We start from the raw sequence: 17,665 nt of genomic DNA on the forward strand, positions 1-17,665 counted from the left end.
CGTGAACAAAAAATCTGTCATCGCGGTGGTCGACGACGATCCGAGAGTTCTTGAGTCACTTGAGAACCTGTTTGAATCGGCCGGCTATTCGGTTTTGACTTTTCAATCAGGTCCATCATTGCTCGGCACTGGTTTATCGGAGGTCGACTGTCTGATCACCGACATCGGCATGGCGGGTATGGATGGTTTTGAATTGCTGGACCTGGTCAAAAAGGTGCGGCCAAGGCTGCCGGTGTTTCTTTTGACCGGCCGTCATGAGATCGGCGATCAGCATCGCGCGACTGGCAAAGACATTAGCGGCTTCTTCATGAAACCATTCGGTGGTCAGGATTTGCTCGCAGCCATCGATCGTACGTTGCGCAATACCAATCTGGAGGGCGAAAATGATCAATGATCCAATAGGGCTCCGAAGATCGACATATCAACGGCCGATCACTTTATCAGATCAGCCTGTCGTGATGATCGTAGATGACGATGCATCGGTGCGCGATGCCGTGCAGAATCTCATGTTGTCAGCCGGCATGGAATGCATCGCGTTTGCGTCGACAGGCGAACTGCTTGCTGCGAAGGCGCTCGACCGGCCGGGTTGCCTTGTTCTCGATGTCCGTATGCCGGGATCGAGCGGCCTGGACCTGCAGCGGCATCTTGCTGCAACCGGTAACCCAAAGCCGATCGTGTTTTTGACCGGCTATGGTGATATTCCGATGAGTGTTGAGGCAATGAAGGGCGGCGCCGTCGACTTCCTGACGAAGCCGGTTCGCGACCAAACGTTGCTGGATGCGGTGATCGCCGGCATTGACCGCGATGTGGCGTACCGCGCCAAAGCACTTGCCGTCAGGATCAATGTCGAACGCCTGGAAAAGCTGACCCCTCGCGAGCGGCAAGTTTTGCACGAAGTTGCGCGCGGGCGGGTCAACAAGCAGATCGCGTTCGATCTCGGCATCAGCGAGGTGACGGTGAAGCTTCACCGCGGCAATCTCATGCGGAAGATGCAAGCCGGTTCAATTGGTGAACTGATCCGGATTTGGGAGGTCCTGCCCGCTGCAGCGCGCGAAATGTGCGGGCGGTCCATAAGCCCGGCGATAGGAGCTGCTGGAGGTGCGGGACATCGCGAAAATTACCATTTCGCGTCAAAGTGATGAATCGCCCGCGCCTTTAAGCTGACGACCTGTTTGTAGAGGATATTCAGAGGTACACCACGACTCTCGCGGCATCGGCCGTGAATACACTGGTTTTTCCTAAATCGTCCGGGCCTATCGATTGCTATCATCTTTGCCGTTCGGGCTTCCATCACCTCCGCCGTTGCCCCAACCATTGTTTCCCTTGGTGTTTCCTCGCCCGCTGGAATGAGCAATGGCGGTCGAAGTCAGGCTGGTCGACAAAAGCATCGTGATTGCGGGAGGTGTGACGGCTGCGAACTTCCCGCAGGTGGCGAGAAACTTACGGCGGTCCTCGTCGGCTTCCGTCCCTGGAGATTTGCTCATCGTGGTCATCCCTTCGCTCAAGGTAATGGAGCACGGTAAGCACAAATCAAATCCGTTCAACTCATCCAATAGAGCTATTCGGCCCCGACGGATAATCAGCCCGGCCGGTTACAGAGCGGGGGGTTCCCACCGGCCGGGCCTTAGCCGCCGATACGCAACATGGCGACCTGAGAAGACCTAACAGCCGCTGGTTTGGTTTCATCACCCAAAAGGATGACCATGTTCCAGAACTGCCGTTTTGGCGACGTGGCGGATTTCCGGACTCCAACGCAACGGCAAAAGGCCCCATATTGAGGCCTTCTACATTTGCGAGTGGGGCGATGGCTTACCGGAATCCCAGAGATTTGGCAGATCGGATGTCCCGCCGTCGGTCGGCATCCGCCGAAGACGGCTACATCCGCCAGACCTTCACCCAGTCCCGGGAAGAAGCCCGCCGGACCGCACGGGCATTCCTCGATCAATGGCCGGCCGCAGCCTACATGTCGGCCGTCGAATCCTGGCGCGAACTGCCGGACGGTGAGATCGAGTTCACGATGAAGCGGCTGAGATCGGCGGATTGAGCGGAAGGCCGTTGTGCGCTCTTACGCACGCACGATCAGAACGGGAAATCATCGTCGTCATCCGGCACCTTTGGTTTTTTACAGACAAAATCAAGAGCCAGGTCGCCGTCCTTGTCAGGCTTGACGTTGTTCTCCTCCATGTAGAGCGTGCTGTCGCCGGTCTGAAACGCGATTTTTCCGGCCCATTTGTGAGCGCTCTTCATCCATAGCCGGACGTGAAAAACGCAAACAGAAAAAGCCCCGCGCGATGACGGGCGGGGCTTCCATGATTCTGAAGTGTCGTGTGACCGCTGACCGTCAGTAACCGCCGCGGTAGTAACGCTCGTCGCATTCCGCGATGTAGATTCGTCCGTCCGGCGCGCGATAGCGGCACATCTCCGGCTCGCCCGGCCGCGGGCCGCTGGAGTTCGCCACGGCGGCACCAAGGAGTGCACCCGCACCGGCGCCGAGTAGCGTGCTTCCGGTATTTCCGCCGATCGCCTGGCCGAGGAGCGCGCCTCCGGCGCCACCGATGGCTGCGCCTGTCAGGGCCCTTTGCTCGCCGGGCGTTTGCGCGCAACCGGCAAGCGATGCGCTCAGCGCAACGAGACCAACGGCGGCGATCTTCAGCATCTTCATCAAATGTATCCTCTGTCGTTTCGGGAATGGCTGGCGTCATCTTGAACAGGGAACATGAACGCAGGCTGACTGGGCGCAAACATGGCGGAAGCGGGTTCGCGCGATGTCCGGCGAACCGCTGTCCGGCGTCTGTCTGCGATTTATCCCGATCGGGTCGTTAAAAATCGCGCCGACATTGAACCGCTTTGGAGACGTTAAGGATACCACCCGGCGTCTGGGGAAACTTGTCCTGTTGTTCTGTTCCCGGCGGGCCCGATCCGCAACATGCGCGCGAAATTGGAATGCGGGTTGGGTCGGGGATATGGGGCTGGGGCTGGTCTTGATGGTGGCGAGCGGGCTGCTCGGGTTCGCCGCGGGGGTATGGATAACGGCTTTCGTCCTCGAACTGGTCTCGCTGGCTGTCGCCTTTTCAGTCGCGTTCCTTCTCCAGTTCAACGGCTTTGGATTCAAGGACGGCGCAATCATTCTCGTCGGCGCGCTGCTGGTGAGCCAGATTGCCTATCTTGGCGGCGTGTTCGTTCGCTCGCGATCGAGGATCAGGTCTCTTCTATTTGGCGATGTGCTCGACGATGGACCAGACAGCGGCGGCGAGCGCGATATCGCCAACGACAATGAGAAGCACGATTGAGGCCCATCGCGGCCCGCCGCGACGAGGACGCGACACCCTCGCGGTCGGGCGCCGCTGCCGGATGAGCGGCACTGGAATTGCGGGACAAGCCGTCCCGCTTCGGAGCACCGCTTGTTTCATGATGGGATACCTTCCTTGGGCTGAACGTCGCTGACGTTGCTTTCTGCAAGCCCGAGGCCAGAGGCTGAATCGCCCACGCAAACGCCAACGGCCGCAGCGGGGCGTCCGCTGCGGCCGGGAAGACGGCGATGCGATGTGGTTCGGGCTAGGTCGCCTTCTTGGCGAAAAGCGTCAGGACGCCATCCTTGTCGACATTCATGGCCACGACCTGCGCCGAGCTCAGGCCCTTGGCCTTCAACGCGGAGGTGACGCCGGGCGAGGCGTCAATCGACTTCCGAAGCGATTGCATATCCTGCTCGCTGGTTTTCGACGCCAGCTCATCGACCTGCGAGCGCACGTCCTGCGGCAGGTCCTTGATGTCGACGATCTGGACGCTCTTGATCTGCGGGGCGGACTGCTGCGCCTGCGGAGCCGATTGCGACGGCGCGCGTTGTGTCGTGCCTTGCGCGAAGGCGGGCGTTCCGAGCGCGAGGCCGAGGAGAATTGCTGAAGTTGTCAAAGCGCGCATGAGTCATTCCTTTCCGGATCGTGGAGGGGATGACACGGATACCGCCGGAATGCGGTGACGGGCTGGTTGCCCTGTATCCATTCGATGAAGCTGGTGTGGCGATATTGTGCGGCCGCAATTGCTGCCCGATCCGCCGCAGCATCCCTCGACAGCGGACGATTTCTGTTTTGCGCCGGCGGCCGGCTCTAGTTCATGACGAGATAGAGCACGCGCCCCAGTGCACCGAGCAGGAGCGCGAAGGCTGCAATCGACTGGATGAAGAAGCCCGGAAATCTCTTCGCGGGGGCGGAGAGGTAGCCGACGAAATAGACGATCCGGCCGACCAGCCACAGCGCACCGAGGCCCGCAGCCCACGTCGCGCTCCAGTAGATCGCAAACAGCCATAGCGAAGGGAGGAAGATCGGGACCCATTCGACCGTATTCGAATGACCACGGATAGCGCGTTCGAGCAGAGGATCGCCTGTCATGGTGGGCGCCAGCAGTCCCGTTTTCGAATGGGTTCTCGAAACCGTCAGCGCCATTCCGAATGTCATCAATCCGCAAAGCAGTGTGACGATAGCGACCGGATAATACCGTTCCATACGGATCTCTCAGAAATGCAGTGTTCTTGTTTTTGCTCGCCGTTGCGAGCGGCAGCATCGTAAGGCGTGACAGGCGAGGGGAGCAACTTGCGAACGTGATCAAACCGCATACCAGCCAAGACACGGGCGCTGGCATGTTCCCGCCCGCAACAACTTCGGCTAAGCCAATCGGGTCTTGCAGAGGGAATGCCTGAATGACCGACCTGACCAATCTCACCGTGAAAGAGAGCAGCGATCTCCTCCAGGAGCGGAAGCTGTCATCCGTCGATCTCACCAAAGCCTGTCTTGAGAGGATCGCGTCGCTCGATCCGAAGCTGCACGCATATCTTGAAGTATTCGCGGATGATGCCCTGATGGCCGCGCAGGGCGCGGATATGGCGATCCGCTCCGGGCATGCGGTCGGCCCGTTTCATGGCGTGCCGTTCGCGCTCAAGGACATCGTCCATGTGAAGGGCCGCGTCACCACCGGCGGCTCGAAGGCGAGGGGGCGCGAGAAGGCCGACGTCACCGCGGAGCTCGCGCGGCGGCTGTTTTCGGCCGGCATGATCCTGCTCGGCAAAGCCCACACGGTCGAGTTCGCGTTCGGCGCCTGGGGCACCAACCAGCACATGGGCGCGCCGCGCAATCCGTGGGACATGACGACCCATCGCAATTCGGGCGGATCGAGCAGCGGCTCGGCGGTCGCGGTGGCATCGCGGATGGCGCCATGGGCGATCGGCACCGACACCGGTGGATCGATCCGCATCCCGGCCGCGTTCTGCGGCATCACCGGACTGAAAACCACTGCCGGACTCATTCCGACCGACGGCGTGCTGCCGCTCAGCAACCTGCTCGACACCATCGGCCCGCTGGCGCGTTCGGTCGAGGATGCCGCGATCCTGTTCGATGTTCTGCGCGGGCAGGGTGGCACAGCCGATCCTTCGCTCAGGCGCGGGGTGAAGGGGCTAATTCTTGGTGCGCTCGATGATCGCAATCGCGCGGTGGTCGCACCCGCCGTGCTCGAAAACTACGACCGCGCGCTGGAGAAACTCGCGTCGCTCGGCGCGGAGATCGTGGTGCTGCGCTCGCTGCCGGAATTCGATCAGTTCAGCGACGTCGCCTCGGCGATCATGGCGATGGAAACCTATTCGTTCAATCGCGCGCTGTTCGACGACGACAAGGCGCCGCTCGACGAGCAGGTGCGCGGCCGCGTCCGCCGCGGCATCAAGCTGTTCGGCGGAGACTTCCAGCAGGTGTTGCGCGAGCAGGAGAAGTTGCGTGCGAGCCTCGATCGCGAACTGGCAGGCGTCGATGCGCTGCTGACGCCGACCGTGCCGGTGACGGCAATCCCGGTGAGCGAGGTCGATACCACCACGCTCAATCCGGGCTATTTCACCCGGCCGGTCAATCTGGCGGGCCGCTGCGGCCTCGCGGTGCCCAACGGCTTCAGCGCCGAAGGATTGCCGACATCGCTGCAGATCGTGGGGGCTCCGGGCGCGGAGGCGATGATCCTGCGCATCGGCTTCGCCTACCAGAACGCGACGGACTGGCACCTGCGGCAGCCGAAGCTGGGGTGAGTTCGTCGTCCTGAGGAATGAAATGCCGCGCCGCGCCCGGGACACGTCTCGCTGAATGAAACCCACACGCGATGTCGTCACCGGGCTTGTCCCGGTGACCCCGATCAGATGGGCACGGTGCGCACCTGAGCGGAGGCCGGGACAAGCCCGGCCATGACATCGAATGAGTTCGTAGCCCGGATGCAGCGAAGCGTAATCCGGGAATAGATCCGCCATCATCCCGCATTGCGCTGCGCTTCATGCGGGCTACAGAGTCAGAATCCTTTTGGAATCCGGGTTCCCGCTCTCACGCCGGCTTTCGCCTGGTCGCCGGTGCCGGCGTCCACGAGTCGAGGACGTGGCTGGCGATCCACGACGCGATGATCGCCACGGCGGCGGTCGCCAGCGCCGCGCCGACCAGCACCCACCCGTGGAGATGCAGGAAGCGCACGGCGGCGAAGTTCAGCAGCACCGCCGCGATCGGCACGTGCAGCAGATAGAGCGGGAACGACCAGCCGCCGACCGCCGCGAGGCGGCGGTTGCGCAGCACGCTGCGGGCGCCGTTGGCTTCCGCGCCCGCGAGCAGCGCGACCAGCGCCACCGGCAGGATGCCGTAGCAGATCAATGGATCAAGCCCGGTCATCATGCCGATGAGCGCCGCCCCGAACGCCGCATAGCCAAGCGTGAAGCTTTTGATATGCGGCGCGATGCGCGGAAGGTATTCGGCGATCAGGATTCCGGCGAGGAATGTCGGGATGCCGCGCAGGATTCCGAAATTGTAGGTCAGCGAACTCCAGTGCGGGGCATCGCCGAAGCGATAGGCGGCCTCGTAGGCGACGACGATCAGCACGGTGAGCGTCAGCACGCTGGCCGCGCCGAACTTGTTGATCGTCCACCGGATCGCGGGATAGGCGAGAGTGAGCGCGAACAGCGCGCTCAGGAACCACGACGGATAATTCAGGCACTGCTGGTCCACCGTGCCGAAGGCGTGGGTGAGGGTGATGGTCGGCAGCACGCATTCCCAGCCCGACCGCGTGCCGCCGAGCGAGCTGAGATGCGCCGACGCGATCAGGATCGCTACGTAGAACAGCGTCGTCGCCAGATGCAGCGGATAGAGTTTGATGAATCGCTTCTTGACCAGCGGGCCAACGGTCATGTCGGGTTTCCTCGCATTGACGTAATGCATGAAGAAACCGGAACAGCAGAAGAAATAATCGGTGAAGGTGATGCCCGACAACGCCGCCGTCACCGCCGGAAAATCCTTTTCGAGGAAAAACGAATAGTGGCGGGCGAGAATGCAGACGCTGGCGAAGAACTGCACCACCGAAACCGTGACAAGGCGCTTCGTCGCCGCGGCCCGTTCAGTCGCGGCGACGCTGCGTTCGGCGACATTCGCGCCGTACACGGTTCCATCCATGCGTCGATCTCCTTCATCGGCGCGCCGGAACGGCCGCGCGAACATCGGCGGAGGTTCGTCGCCAAATCCGGCAGTACCATGGTCCGGCTGTGGCACACGGCAGGCACGCGCACAGCGCAGCGATGCGGTGATGTTATGATCGGGTCTGTTCCGTTGTTGAGAAGCGCTGGGAGGCGCTCCATCATATCAATGTCGTCACCGGGCTTGTCCCGGTGACCCCGATTAGGGACGCACTATGCTCGCCTAAGCGAGATGGCCGGAACAAGTCCGGCCATGACATCCCATGCTATGCGCCCGACATTTTTCGTTCTTCTGCTGCGTCACGGGACCACGCGTGGTCAGGGCGATTTGGTTGGTTCGGGTTCCAGACTCGCGATAGTCTGCCGCGCATCTAACAAACCGGAGGAACGACAGAATGAAAACCGTGAAGTCGATGATGGCCGACGCGGAAGCCGAGGTGCCGCGCATAAGCCCCGACGATGCCAAAGCGCTGGTCGGCCGGGCCGATGTGCTGTTTCTCGATGTGCGGGAACCGAGCGAAGTCGCGGCGTCCGGGAAAATCCCCGGTGCGCTCGCCGTGCCGCGCGGCCTCGTCGAGTTTCGCGCCGATCCGGCATCGGCGATGCATGACGCCGCGTTCGCTAGCGCCAGGACGGTCGTGGCCTATTGCGCTTCAGGCGGCCGTTCAGCGCTTGTCGGCAAGACGTTGAAGGAGATGGGCTATTCCGACGTGCGGAATCTCGGCGGCTTCAAGGGCTGGGTCGATGCCGGCGGCGAGGTCGAGAAGGGCTAAGGAGCAAGCCTATCGCCGCGACAGCGTATCGCCGGATGCGGTGTGCGTGCGCCGTTGCTGGCCTGAAAGCTGGAAAGCGACCGGCACCGGCGACAGCAACCGCGCGGCGGCGTCCGGGCGCGCCGCGCCGGTTCGCGCCAGCCAGATCATGTCGCTGCGCGCATGAGTCTTGCCGCGCCGCGCCGACGACGACACCGCCGACACCGCATTGACCTTGGCGACCGCCGACGGATGCGCCTTCGGTGGCGTGAACACGAACCGCATCGCCTCCGGCGCGGCGGAGATCAGTGACGGATCGCTTGGGCTGATATGCCATTGCCACGGTTGCGTCGGCGTCTTCGGCCGCTTCGCCGTCGCCGGAACGACATGGACGATGCGATAGCCGCGCGCTTTCAGTTCGCGCAGGATCACCGGCAGCGCGTCCTGGGTGCGCTGCTGGATGTCGTGCAGCAGAAGAACGCCGCGGCCTTTGGCTTCGAGCCGGGTCAGCGCGGTCTGCACCACCTTGGCGGACGAGATGTGGTGCCAGTCGTCGGCGGGGAAATCGGCGCTCCACGCCATCAGCCCCTTCGACGCCAGATAGCCTTCGATCGCGGGCGAGCGCCGCAGTCCGGGAATCCGCACGAACGGCGCGACTTCGGCGGGATTGCCGAGTGCAGCGGCGGTGCTGGTAATACCGTCGGCGATTTCGGCCTCGGCCTTGTCGAGCGGCATCTTGTTCATGCCCAGCGGATGGTGCTGGGTGTGGGTGCCGATGGTGTGGCCGGCTGCGTACACCTCGCGCAGCGTTTCGGGATAGGCGGTCGCCATCTGGCCGACGATGAAGAACGTCGCCTTGACGCATTCGGCCGCGAGCGTCGCGAGGATCGGCTTGGTGTGCTTCGGCAGCGGGCCGTCGTCGAAGGTCAGCACCACCTCATGATCCCTGAGCGGCAGCGTCTCCGGATATTGCATCGAGCCGATCAGGCGATGTTCGGCGGGATCGACCACCAGCGTGCGCGAGGTGCCGAGCGCGTTCGGATTGGCGCAGCTCTCCGCGCGCGCGTTGCTGGCAGCAAGCACGATGGCGCAGGCGGCAACCGCCGCCGCGCGGCACAGGGAGGTCGAAACGGAAGGCATGGCGTGCGGTTTCAAAATCAGTCCCGTCGAAATGTAAGCCCGCGCGATGAACGTGGCCTTAAGAGGTCAGTCGCGCGGTCCGGACTCCGGTTCAATGAGTCGCGAGGGTTCTAGCCTGCGATGGAATCACATGCACCACCTTGTAGCCGTTGGCTTTCAGATAGCGCAGAAAGGCAGGCAGCATTGCGGCGGTCTGCTGCCGGGGATCGTGCAGCAGGATGATGCCTTTGCGGGCGAAGGCGAGCCGCTCGGTCAAGAGCTTGAGCTGAACCTCCGGCGTCATCTTGTTCCAGTCGCTGGCCCATAGATCGGCGCCGAACACGCTGTAGCCGCGGCTGTGGACGTAATCGAGCAGCGCCGGGGTCGAGGCGAAAAACGGAAAGCGGAAAAACGGCGCGGTGTTCGATCCCAGCACGGCCTGCACGGCCGCGATGCCGCGGTCGATCTCCTGCTGCGCCCTGGCCGGGGGGAGGGTGTCGAGCATCTGGTGCGACCATGTGTGGATGCCGACGCTGTGGCCCTCGGCCGCGATCCGGCGCACCAGCGCGGCGTTGGCAGCCACGGTGCGCCCGACCAGGAAGAACGTCGCCTGCACGCACTGGTCGGACAGCGCCGCGAGCACGCGGTTGGTGAACGGCGGCGACGGACCGTCGTCAAAGGTCAGCACCACTTCCTTGTCGGCCAGCGGCAGGGTTTGCGGAAAGCTCTTGAGCCCGACCGACGGATAGGTTTTCGCATCGACCGCGAGGGTGCGCGCGGTGCCGAGCGCGTCCGGCCGGGGGCAGGGCGCGGCCTGCGCCGTGGCGGTGAGCGAAACGGCGAGAACGAGGGGCAGAAGTTTCAGCGGGGTCATGAGCCTGTCCGGGCGCGGTTGTCCGCGCGCCCGACATTTAGCACCGGGCGCGGCGGTGTCGCGTGCGGAATTTGCGGGCGGAGGTCCGCAATTTCGCAATTTTCCGCAACATGGGCGCTTTCTGCTCCTCAGGATGAAGGCAGGGGCGCGGCAGCCTCATTAACCGCCCCTTAACCATAACGGGCCGACCATCCAGATACCATTTTCCGGAGGCGGACATGCAGCGCTTGCGGCTGAAGGCGGACGGACGGATCGTCGAACTGAAAAACGGCGAAGAAGCCCCGCTTGTGCCCGAACACCCCGAAGCCGTTTCCGGACCACGCCCGGCGACGCCGGCGGTCCGCGACCTGCGGATGCGCGCCAGGTTGACCCAGGCCGAGTTCGCAACCCGGCTCGGCGTGCCGCTGGAGACCATTCGCAATTGGGAGCAGGGCAAACGGACGCCGCGCGGACCGGCGCAGGCGCTGCTCGCGGTCATTGCCCATGCCCCGGACACGGTCTTCGCGGCCCTGGCCGGCCGCGCACGGCCCGGCTGAGGCACGCCATATTGTCGGCGTCCGAACCTGCTCCGGTTGCAGTGTCGGCCGCATCGCGTTTTCGAGCGAGTGGGTGCCGTTTCGCGTGACGAAAGCGCGTCAAAACACCAATCGGGAGACGTCATGGATGTCGTCGAGGCCAATGGCGCGCGGATTCCGGCGATCGGGCTGGGGACATGGGAATTGCGCGGCCGCGATTGCACGCGCGTCGTCGAGCAGGCGCTGAAACTCGGCTACCGGCATATCGACACCGCGCAGATGTACGACAACGAGCGCGAGGTCGGTGACGGCGTGCGCGCCTCGGGCGTTCCGCGCGACGAGGTGTTCATCACCACCAAGGTCTGGACCACGCATTTCGCGCCGCTCGATCTCGAACGCTCGACCAAGGAAAGCCTGGCGCGGCTGCGGCTCAACCATGTCGACCTGCTGTTGCTGCACTGGCCCAACCCGCAGGTGCCGCTGGCGGAGACGCTGGGCGCGCTGGCGCGGATGAAGCAGCAGGGTCACGCGCGCAATATCGGCGTGTCGAATTTCACCGTGGCGCTGATTGCCGAAGCGGTGGCGAAGTGTCCAGAACCGCTGGCGTGCGATCAGGTCGAATATCATCCATGGCTCGACCAGACCAAGGTGCTGGAGGCGTGCCGCGACAACGGCATGGCGCTGGTTGCCTACAGTCCGGTGGCCAAGGGGCGGGTGAAGACCGACGAGACGCTCAACCGCATCGGCGCCGCCTACGGCAAGACCCCGGCGCAGGTCTGCCTGCGCTGGCTGGTCCAGCAGAACGTGATCGCGATTCCCCGCACCACCAAGGTCGAGCGGCTATCAGAAAACATCGGCGTGTTCGATTTCGTGCTGGCCGAGGACGACATGGCTGCGATATCTGCCATGGCCCACCCCAAGGGCCGGATCGTCGATTACGGCTTCGCGCCGAAGTGGGATTGATCCTGCCTCATCCTCTCGCCTGCATGAGTTTCTGATGTTCTTTGTCCTGTCCAAGGTGTTGGGCTTTGTCACCACGCCGTCCAATGTCATCGGCCTGATCTGCCTTGCCGGCGTGCTGCTGCTGGCGACGCGATGGCGCGCCTGTGCGGTGAGGGTGATGGCCGTCGGTATCGTACTGGCGCTGGTGGTGGGGTATTCGCCGCTCGGCGAGGTGATGACGCTGGCGCTGTCGGAGCGGTTTCCGGCATGGCAGGACAATGGGCGGACGCCGACTGGCGTGATCGTGCTCGGCGGCGCGATCAATCCCGAAGTCTCCGCCGCGCGCGGCACGCCGGAGTTGAACACGGCGGTGGACCGGCTGACGGCGACGGCGGATCTCGCGCGCCGCTTTCCCTCGGCGAAAATCGTGTTCACCGGCGGCAGCGGCAATCTGATCGACCGGTCGCTGCCGGAAGCGCAGTTCGCCGTGCCGGTGCTTGAAGACCTCGGGATTGCGCGCGGTCGCCTCATTGTCGAGGATCGTTCGCGCACCACCTTCGAGAACGCCGCCTTCACCCGCAGCCTCGTCGATCCGAAGCCGGGTGAGTTATGGTTGCTGGTGACATCCGCCGGGCACATGCCCCGCGCCATCGGCTCGTTCCGCGCCGCCGGTTTCGAGGTCGAGGCTTATCCGGTGGACTGGCATTCGCGCGGATGGATCGATGCGGCGACTCCGTTCGAGACTCTGAGCTGGGGTCTCGGCCGCACCGACGTCGCCATGCATGAATGGATCGGGCTCGTCGCCTACTGGCTCACCGGGCGCAGCAGCGAACTGTTTCCGGGGCCGAAGGCCAAATCATAAATCGCAGTGTCCCGGGCGCAGCGCAGCGTTCTTCACGTTGCGCTGCAGACCCGGGATCGTCGCATATGCAGAGTGTGGAACGGCCCCGGATCAGCGGAGCGGCATGAAGGACGCCGCACCGCATCCGGGGCACGTCGTCCTGGGTCTCCGCCTTCGCGGGGACGACATTGAATAGACGGCAAGGAGGCGGCAACTTCACCTCTCTCCGCAAGCGGGGCGCGCTCCGCGGGATGAGGAGGCGAGGCGAGCCGAGACGGAGCGCCGTGCTTTAACTCAGCGGAGTGCGCGTTCCGGTGGCGGCGTCGTAAATCTGAACCTGAATCCGGTCGAATTTCGCTTTCAGGGCGTGGCCGGCCTCTTCGGCAGCTTTCGCCGTCTCGTACTTGGTCTTGAAGTGGCCATCCACCGTCAGCACGAAGCCATCGGTCGGCGGAATGTCTGCACGCACTGGAGCCGCGCGCGGTTGCGGCTCGTCGATTGAAAGGACCGGCTTCTTCAAGGTTGTTGCCTTCGGTGGGAGATCGGGACGCGGTGTCGCGTGGTATTCCCAGAGCAGATGGCGAGTCGGTGTCCGAATACAAGGTCACACGAGCAGAGTTCGGGATATTCAGCGATTTTGCTTCTTCGGCCGATCGACGCGTTCGTCGCGAAATTCGCTGGGACCCTTGAGCAGACGGCGTTTGCGGACCGCTTGTTCCGCGGCGGGCGCATTTTCATCACTGAGCCGGTCGATCTGGGCCGCGGCGAGGTCTCTGGCTGTCGTTGAATTCTCATCGGCCTGTGGCCGCCCCACCGTCGCATCGGCAAGCGCGATTTCCACCAGACGGCGTGCGGCAGTGGAGAGCGTCGGCGTATCGGTTTGACGGTCGGCCCAGTCCGCGATGGAGTCGCGCAGCTCGTCGGCGGCACTAAAGCTGATCACGGAGGCTGCGGGCGTTTTGCCGGCGTCAGATTCGACAGGTTTTTTCATGAGATTTTCGTGGACCTTCCAGCAAGATTCATCTCTGCCGTGAAGGTCTAACGTTCGCGGGCCCGATAGGTTCACGCCTTTGCGGCGCTGATTGGTCCTCCGGCACAGTTTGCCGCACCCGGGAGGCCTGTTCCTTCGAGACGCATCGCCGCGCGATGCTCCTCAGGATGAGGGGATCTGTTCAATCGTGGCGCGGCAGGCCGAGACGATAGACGCCGCGAAAATCACTGGGGTCGGCCGGCTTGCCCTTGCGATAGATCACGAGGCGTCCGGCCTGCGCCAGCGCCACCGCGGTTCGGCGGATCGGCATCAGCAAGCCATGCCAGTCACCCTCGGTGGCGATGCCATGCGCGATCTCCGGCGCGCTCAGGGTCTTGCCGCCGGCACGCGCCAGCACGGCAAGGATCGCATCGTCGAGCGGCAGGTCGGCGGAAGAGGTCTTCGAATCGGTTTTGGGCATGGCCCATGCCATGACCTACTCGGGCGCGGCGGGCAAGCGAAGGTTATGGCCCGGGTGATTCCGATCGGGCCAGCGCGCGCCATGCCGCCGAACGGAACTGGCGGCGCGCCAGTACGATCACGACGGCGGCTGTCGATGCGAACAGGATCCATGGGCTGATGAACCAGCCGAGATAGCCGAGCGCGAAAAAGAACCCGCGCTGGCCGCGGTTGAAATGACGGCCGGCGGACTGGAACACGCGCGTCAGGCGCATCACCTGCGCCTGTGCTTCCGGGGTGTCGCTTTTATGGTGGGATGGCATCGCGCCGAGCAGGATCGCGACGTAGTTGAACAGGCGATAGGCCCAGGCGAACTTGAAGAACGCGTAGACGAAGATCAACGTCAGCCCGATGCACTTGAACTCCCACATCGCCGGGGTGTTGCGGATGCCGAGCGGCAGCGTCGCCAGCACCGACATCGCCTCATCGGTGGAGCGCAGCAGGGTCAGGGTTCCGCCGACCGCGAGCAGGGTGGTGGAGGCGAAGAAGGCGGTGCCGTTCTGCAGCGACGCCATGATCTGGGTGTCGACGATGCGGATCTCGCGATCGAGCATCCGTCGCATCCACACCTCGCGGTAGATGTTCATGCGCGCGCTGAGGCTGTCGCTGCCATAGCGGCTGCGCTCGAGCAGGAAGGCGTAAGCCGCCCACGCCAGAACGAAGAAGCTCACAGCGAGGATGTCGGGAACGGTGAAGGGGGCCATGGTGCACTTCGGTTGATGCGAGGATCCGGATGCTGCCACGATGCGGTGAGCGCGGCAACGGAGAGAGCAGCAGCCGGGACGTTGATCCTTGCGCGTGGCCTGTGTCAGGATGGCGGCTTCTCACGGAGACTCGCGATGACGCTGACGCTGGTGATCGGCAACAAGAACTATTCGTCGTGGTCGATGCGGCCATGGATGGCGCTGAAAGGCGCGGGCATTCCGTTCAACGAGGTGTTGATTCCGCTCTACACCGGCGACGCCGACAAGAAACGGATTCTCGGCTTCACCCAGTCGGGCAAGGTGCCGGCGCTGATCGACGGCGACATCACCGTGTGGGATTCACTGGCGATCATCGAATATCTCGCCGAGAAATTTCCCGATGCAGGCCTGTGGCCGAAGGATATTGCCGCGCGGGCGCATGCGCGTTCGATCTCGGCGGAGATGCATTCGGGCTTCGTCGCTCTTCGCACCGAATGCGGCATGAACATCCATCGCCCGGTGCAGGCCAAGGCGTTGTCGGACGACGCGCAGGCCAACATCACGCGCATCCAGCAGATCTGGACCGAGTGCCGTGAGCGTTACGGCCAGCAGGGGCCGTATCTGTTCGGCGCGTTCAGCGGCGCAGATGCGATGTTCGCGCCGGTCGTCCATCGCTTCCGCCTCTATGCCATCGAGGTGCGGCCGCCGGTGCGCACCTACATGGAAACCATGTTGGCCAACCCGGCGTTTGCCGAGTGGACCGAGGCGGCGCTGGCCGAAACGCTGGTGATCGACCGTTTCTAGGACGCCTGACGGGCGCATCGCGCTCCGTCACAGAACGGTCACAGCAAGCACATTACCGATCGCCCTGTTGGAGGCCGGTCGCGCCGGCCCCGCGGCTTGCCGGGGCGCTGTGATTCCGTTCGCGGAGAACTCTGATTAGGCTATTGTTCCTGATGAGTATTTTCGTCTTTCCGGGTGGATTATCCGGATTGCGGCGCTGCACCACGAAATCGACACAAAAAGTTCCATTCGGAGCAGGCCAAAACACCGCTATCACGCTGAAAAATATGAAAAATTTGCACATTTGCCATGTGCGGGTTTGACTGGCCAAAACGGCCTCGCGGTGGTATACATTATCTCCGACATTCAGCCGCCCCGCCACCGCCCCGCCATGGGCCCCCGGCGGGCCTATACCTTCCGCTACCGCGTAATGGAGCAGTGTGTTGAAGCACAAGTATATAGTTGGAGAGACTGTCTATTTCACCGCCAGCAACGTGGCCCGTCCCGCAGCCAGTGGCACCTACGAGGTGATCCGTCTTCTCCCGACCGATGGCGACGATTGCCAATACCGGATCAAGAATTCGACTGAAGCTTTCGAGCGGGTTGCCAAGGAAAGCCAGCTCGCCGCGTCGTGAGAGCTGCGCGCCGCAACGGCGTGATCTATCTGGTGCGGCCTGAGGACATCACGAATGAACCAGCCGATCGACCAGACCCTGGCATCTTCGCTGGAACACTTTTGGCAGTCGCCGAACTTTCCGATGTGGCTGACTCTCATCGCCGCCGGATTTTTCGCGGTCATATTCGTGATCACGGTGTTCCGCGCCGATCGCTCGCTTGCGAACGGCGCGCTCACCGTCATCACGCTTCTTGCCATCGGCATTGCCGTCACCGCGATGATGCGCGACTCGTCGAGCGCCGGCGCGAACAATCAGGCCAGCGCCTTGCCGACACCCGGACAACTCGCAGCCTCGCTGCCTGCATTGTCGTGTCTCGACGGGCTGGCGGGTGAAAGCGTCGAGGTCGCCTGCGAAAAGGCGTTGTTCGCGTCCGCGGATTCAACCGCCGCCGCGGTGTCGTATTCCGCCGCCCAGATCACCAAGCTTCAGAAATACGGCACGTTCGCCGCAGCCAACACTGCGATTACCCCGGAATTGCAGGCCTTGCGCCGTGCGGTGGAGCGCGACCGCTTCGGAATGATCGCGCATGTGCTGACGGTGCGGGATGGCTGCACGCTGTCGAACTGCGCATTCTTCCGTTCGCTGGCCAACACCGCGCCGATCGCGAACAATATGAGCGCGAAAACCTACGACGGCATCATTGCCCGTTACGCACCGCTGTGGGGCGTTGCGCACACGGCGGAAGCCGGTTCGCCGATTGCCGGGATCGCAGCCACGGCCGCTGCGGCGGCAGTGCCGGGCGCGCCCAATGTTCCGACCGGAAAGCCGGTGTCCGGTGATTTTCCGAGTGCTGCGTCGATTCCGCCGATCAACATCATGACGCCGGAACCGGCTGCGCCGAGCGCTCCGGCTCACGCCACTGCGGAAAAGCCGGACACGACGGCCACGACGCAGCGTCGCGCGCCGCCGCCGGCAGCCCGAAAGCAGACCGAGAAACACTCTGCACAGAAATCGCGTCCCAGTGCGCCCGTTGTGCTTGCGCCGCCGGTGCAGGACAAGGATAACTGATCGCTCTCACTCAACTCGCGCGTGATGTTGCGAATGCACGCCGCGTCTCACGCGCCAGCGGTCGTCGAACATGCCACTTCATCTCGTCAAGCTCAGCGTCGGCGCCGAGTCCGTAAAGGACTTGAAGGGGTGGATCGCCGAGCGCGTTCGTCAGGCCAAGCAGAAGGGCCTTCCGGGCCGGCATATCCACATCACCCGCATGACTCCGAAGCGCGACGAGGAACTGCTCGACGGTGGTTCGATCTACTGGGTGATCAAGGGCGAGATCGCCGCGCGCGAGAAGCTGCTCGCCATCGAACCGTTCCGCGACAAGGACGGCATTGGACGATGCCGTCTGGTGATGCAGCCGAAACTTATCCCGGTGTCGCCGCGTCCGATGCGGCCGTTCCAGGGCTGGCGCTATCTCGATCCGAAAAGCGCGCCACCGGATCTCGGCAAGGCTGCGGAAAGCATCGCGAAGATGCCGGAGCCGCTGCGCAAGGAACTGCGAGAACTCGGACTGCTCTAGCGT

25 protein-coding genes are annotated in these 17,665 nt (G+C 63.4%); 13 read left to right on the forward strand and 12 right to left on the reverse strand.

From position 1 onward, the window contains the following. Position 1 precedes the first annotated feature (1 nt). A complete protein-coding gene (locus ASC80_RS04855; protein WP_056293354.1) occupies positions 2 to 394 on the forward strand; it encodes a response regulator in 393 nt (130 codons plus the stop codon). Next, a complete protein-coding gene (locus tag ASC80_RS04860; RefSeq protein WP_056293356.1) occupies positions 384 to 1,139 on the forward strand; it encodes a response regulator transcription factor in 756 nt (251 codons plus the stop codon). The genes ASC80_RS04855 and ASC80_RS04860 overlap by 11 nt, the downstream gene beginning before the upstream one ends. A 114-nt stretch (positions 1,140 to 1,253) precedes the next feature. Here ASC80_RS04860 and ASC80_RS22900 read toward each other — a convergent pair whose 3' ends face one another. After that, positions 1,254 to 1,493 carry a hypothetical protein gene (locus ASC80_RS22900; protein WP_156464258.1) on the reverse strand — a complete coding sequence of 80 codons (240 nt, stop codon included), beginning with the start codon at positions 1,491 to 1,493 and terminating at the stop codon, positions 1,254 to 1,256. Positions 1,494 to 1,840: 347 nt separating this feature from the next. Here ASC80_RS22900 and ASC80_RS04865 point away from each other — a divergent pair, with 347 nt between their 5' ends. Beyond that, complete coding sequence (locus ASC80_RS04865; RefSeq protein ID WP_502690929.1) at positions 1,841 to 2,044, forward strand: hypothetical protein; 204 nt, start codon at positions 1,841 to 1,843, stop codon at positions 2,042 to 2,044. 35 nt (positions 2,045 to 2,079) lie between these two features. Here the strand turns inward: ASC80_RS04865 and ASC80_RS23545 are convergent, their stop codons facing one another. Beyond that, positions 2,080 to 2,247: a hypothetical protein gene (locus ASC80_RS23545; protein ID WP_156464259.1), complete on the reverse strand. Its 168-nt coding sequence runs from the start codon at positions 2,245 to 2,247 to the stop codon at positions 2,080 to 2,082. Positions 2,248 to 2,341: 94 nt separating this feature from the next. Further along, a complete protein-coding gene (locus ASC80_RS04870; protein ID WP_056293363.1) occupies positions 2,342 to 2,662 on the reverse strand; it encodes a YMGG-like glycine zipper-containing protein in 321 nt (106 codons plus the stop codon). Positions 2,663 to 2,963: 301 nt separating this feature from the next. On the opposite strand from ASC80_RS04870, the gene ASC80_RS04875 reads away from it, so the two are divergent. Then, a complete protein-coding gene (locus ASC80_RS04875) occupies positions 2,964 to 3,290 on the forward strand; it encodes a hypothetical protein (protein ID WP_056293366.1) in 327 nt (108 codons plus the stop codon). 265 nt (positions 3,291 to 3,555) lie between these two features. Here the strand turns inward: ASC80_RS04875 and ASC80_RS04880 are convergent, their stop codons facing one another. Next, the gene (locus ASC80_RS04880) at positions 3,556 to 3,918 is read right to left on the reverse strand and encodes a hypothetical protein (RefSeq protein ID WP_056293369.1); all 363 of its coding nucleotides are present in this window, start codon (positions 3,916 to 3,918) and stop codon (positions 3,556 to 3,558) included. A 185-nt stretch (positions 3,919 to 4,103) separates the two neighbouring features. After that, positions 4,104 to 4,499, reverse strand: a complete 396-nt coding sequence (locus ASC80_RS04885) for an MAPEG family protein (RefSeq protein ID WP_056293370.1) — start codon at positions 4,497 to 4,499, stop codon at positions 4,104 to 4,106. Between the two features lie 194 nt (positions 4,500 to 4,693). Here ASC80_RS04885 and ASC80_RS04890 point away from each other — a divergent pair, with 194 nt between their 5' ends. Beyond that, a complete protein-coding gene (locus tag ASC80_RS04890; protein ID WP_056293373.1) occupies positions 4,694 to 6,055 on the forward strand; it encodes an amidase in 1,362 nt (453 codons plus the stop codon). A gap of 286 nt (positions 6,056 to 6,341) precedes the next feature. Here ASC80_RS04890 and ASC80_RS04895 read toward each other — a convergent pair whose 3' ends face one another. Continuing rightward, entirely contained in the window at positions 6,342 to 7,451 is a 1,110-nt protein-coding gene (locus ASC80_RS04895; RefSeq protein ID WP_162244571.1) for an acyltransferase family protein, read from the reverse strand. A gap of 415 nt (positions 7,452 to 7,866) precedes the next feature. On the opposite strand from ASC80_RS04895, the gene ASC80_RS04900 reads away from it, so the two are divergent. After that, a complete protein-coding gene (locus ASC80_RS04900) occupies positions 7,867 to 8,244 on the forward strand; it encodes a rhodanese-like domain-containing protein (RefSeq protein ID WP_056293377.1) in 378 nt (125 codons plus the stop codon). Between the two features lie 9 nt (positions 8,245 to 8,253). Here ASC80_RS04900 and ASC80_RS04905 read toward each other — a convergent pair whose 3' ends face one another. Continuing rightward, a complete protein-coding gene (locus ASC80_RS04905; RefSeq protein WP_056293379.1) occupies positions 8,254 to 9,363 on the reverse strand; it encodes a polysaccharide deacetylase family protein in 1,110 nt (369 codons plus the stop codon). A 91-nt stretch (positions 9,364 to 9,454) separates the two neighbouring features. After that, positions 9,455 to 10,216, reverse strand: coding sequence for a polysaccharide deacetylase family protein (locus tag ASC80_RS04910; protein ID WP_056293382.1), 762 nt, complete (start codon positions 10,214 to 10,216; stop codon positions 9,455 to 9,457). 218 nt (positions 10,217 to 10,434) lie between these two features. Here ASC80_RS04910 and ASC80_RS04915 point away from each other — a divergent pair, with 218 nt between their 5' ends. From ASC80_RS04915 to ASC80_RS04925, 3 genes are all read left to right on the forward strand, one after another. Then, positions 10,435 to 10,752 (forward strand): helix-turn-helix domain-containing protein, encoded by a 318-nt coding sequence (locus tag ASC80_RS04915; protein ID WP_056293385.1) that lies wholly within the window; start codon positions 10,435 to 10,437, stop codon positions 10,750 to 10,752. A gap of 123 nt (positions 10,753 to 10,875) precedes the next feature. Continuing rightward, entirely contained in the window at positions 10,876 to 11,694 is an 819-nt protein-coding gene (locus tag ASC80_RS04920) for an aldo/keto reductase (protein ID WP_056293388.1), read from the forward strand. 34 nt (positions 11,695 to 11,728) lie between these two features. Beyond that, positions 11,729 to 12,535, forward strand: a complete 807-nt coding sequence (locus ASC80_RS04925) for a YdcF family protein (protein ID WP_056293391.1) — start codon at positions 11,729 to 11,731, stop codon at positions 12,533 to 12,535. A 268-nt stretch (positions 12,536 to 12,803) separates the two neighbouring features. Here the strand turns inward: ASC80_RS04925 and ASC80_RS04930 are convergent, their stop codons facing one another. The 4 genes from ASC80_RS04930 to ASC80_RS04945 form a co-directional block, all read right to left on the reverse strand. Then, positions 12,804 to 13,034 carry a hypothetical protein gene (locus ASC80_RS04930; RefSeq protein WP_056293394.1) on the reverse strand — a complete coding sequence of 77 codons (231 nt, stop codon included), beginning with the start codon at positions 13,032 to 13,034 and terminating at the stop codon, positions 12,804 to 12,806. Positions 13,035 to 13,142: 108 nt separating this feature from the next. Beyond that, positions 13,143 to 13,505 carry a hypothetical protein gene (locus ASC80_RS04935; RefSeq protein ID WP_056293397.1) on the reverse strand — a complete coding sequence of 121 codons (363 nt, stop codon included), beginning with the start codon at positions 13,503 to 13,505 and terminating at the stop codon, positions 13,143 to 13,145. Between the two features lie 181 nt (positions 13,506 to 13,686). Further along, positions 13,687 to 13,965 (reverse strand): DUF3253 domain-containing protein, encoded by a 279-nt coding sequence (locus ASC80_RS04940; RefSeq protein WP_056295618.1) that lies wholly within the window; start codon positions 13,963 to 13,965, stop codon positions 13,687 to 13,689. Between the two features lie 43 nt (positions 13,966 to 14,008). Next, positions 14,009 to 14,707: a DUF599 domain-containing protein gene (locus ASC80_RS04945; protein WP_056293401.1), complete on the reverse strand. Its 699-nt coding sequence runs from the start codon at positions 14,705 to 14,707 to the stop codon at positions 14,009 to 14,011. A gap of 135 nt (positions 14,708 to 14,842) precedes the next feature. On the opposite strand from ASC80_RS04945, the gene ASC80_RS04950 reads away from it, so the two are divergent. The 4 genes from ASC80_RS04950 to ASC80_RS04965 all read left to right on the forward strand — a co-directional run bounded on the left by ASC80_RS04950 (position 14,843) and on the right by ASC80_RS04965 (position 17,662). Then, the gene (locus ASC80_RS04950; RefSeq protein ID WP_056293406.1) at positions 14,843 to 15,490 is read left to right on the forward strand and encodes a glutathione S-transferase family protein; all 648 of its coding nucleotides are present in this window, start codon (positions 14,843 to 14,845) and stop codon (positions 15,488 to 15,490) included. 422 nt (positions 15,491 to 15,912) lie between these two features. After that, complete coding sequence (locus tag ASC80_RS04955) at positions 15,913 to 16,104, forward strand: hypothetical protein (RefSeq protein ID WP_056293409.1); 192 nt, start codon at positions 15,913 to 15,915, stop codon at positions 16,102 to 16,104. Between the two features lie 54 nt (positions 16,105 to 16,158). After that, positions 16,159 to 17,154: a hypothetical protein gene (locus tag ASC80_RS04960; protein WP_244487185.1), complete on the forward strand. Its 996-nt coding sequence runs from the start codon at positions 16,159 to 16,161 to the stop codon at positions 17,152 to 17,154. Between the two features lie 70 nt (positions 17,155 to 17,224). Beyond that, complete coding sequence (locus ASC80_RS04965) at positions 17,225 to 17,662, forward strand: DUF1489 family protein (protein WP_056293411.1); 438 nt, start codon at positions 17,225 to 17,227, stop codon at positions 17,660 to 17,662. Positions 17,663 to 17,665 lie beyond the last annotated feature (3 nt).

The organism is Afipia sp. Root123D2 (assembly GCF_001425835.1).
In the GTDB taxonomy this organism is placed as follows: Bacteria; Pseudomonadota; Alphaproteobacteria; order Rhizobiales; family Xanthobacteraceae; genus Afipia.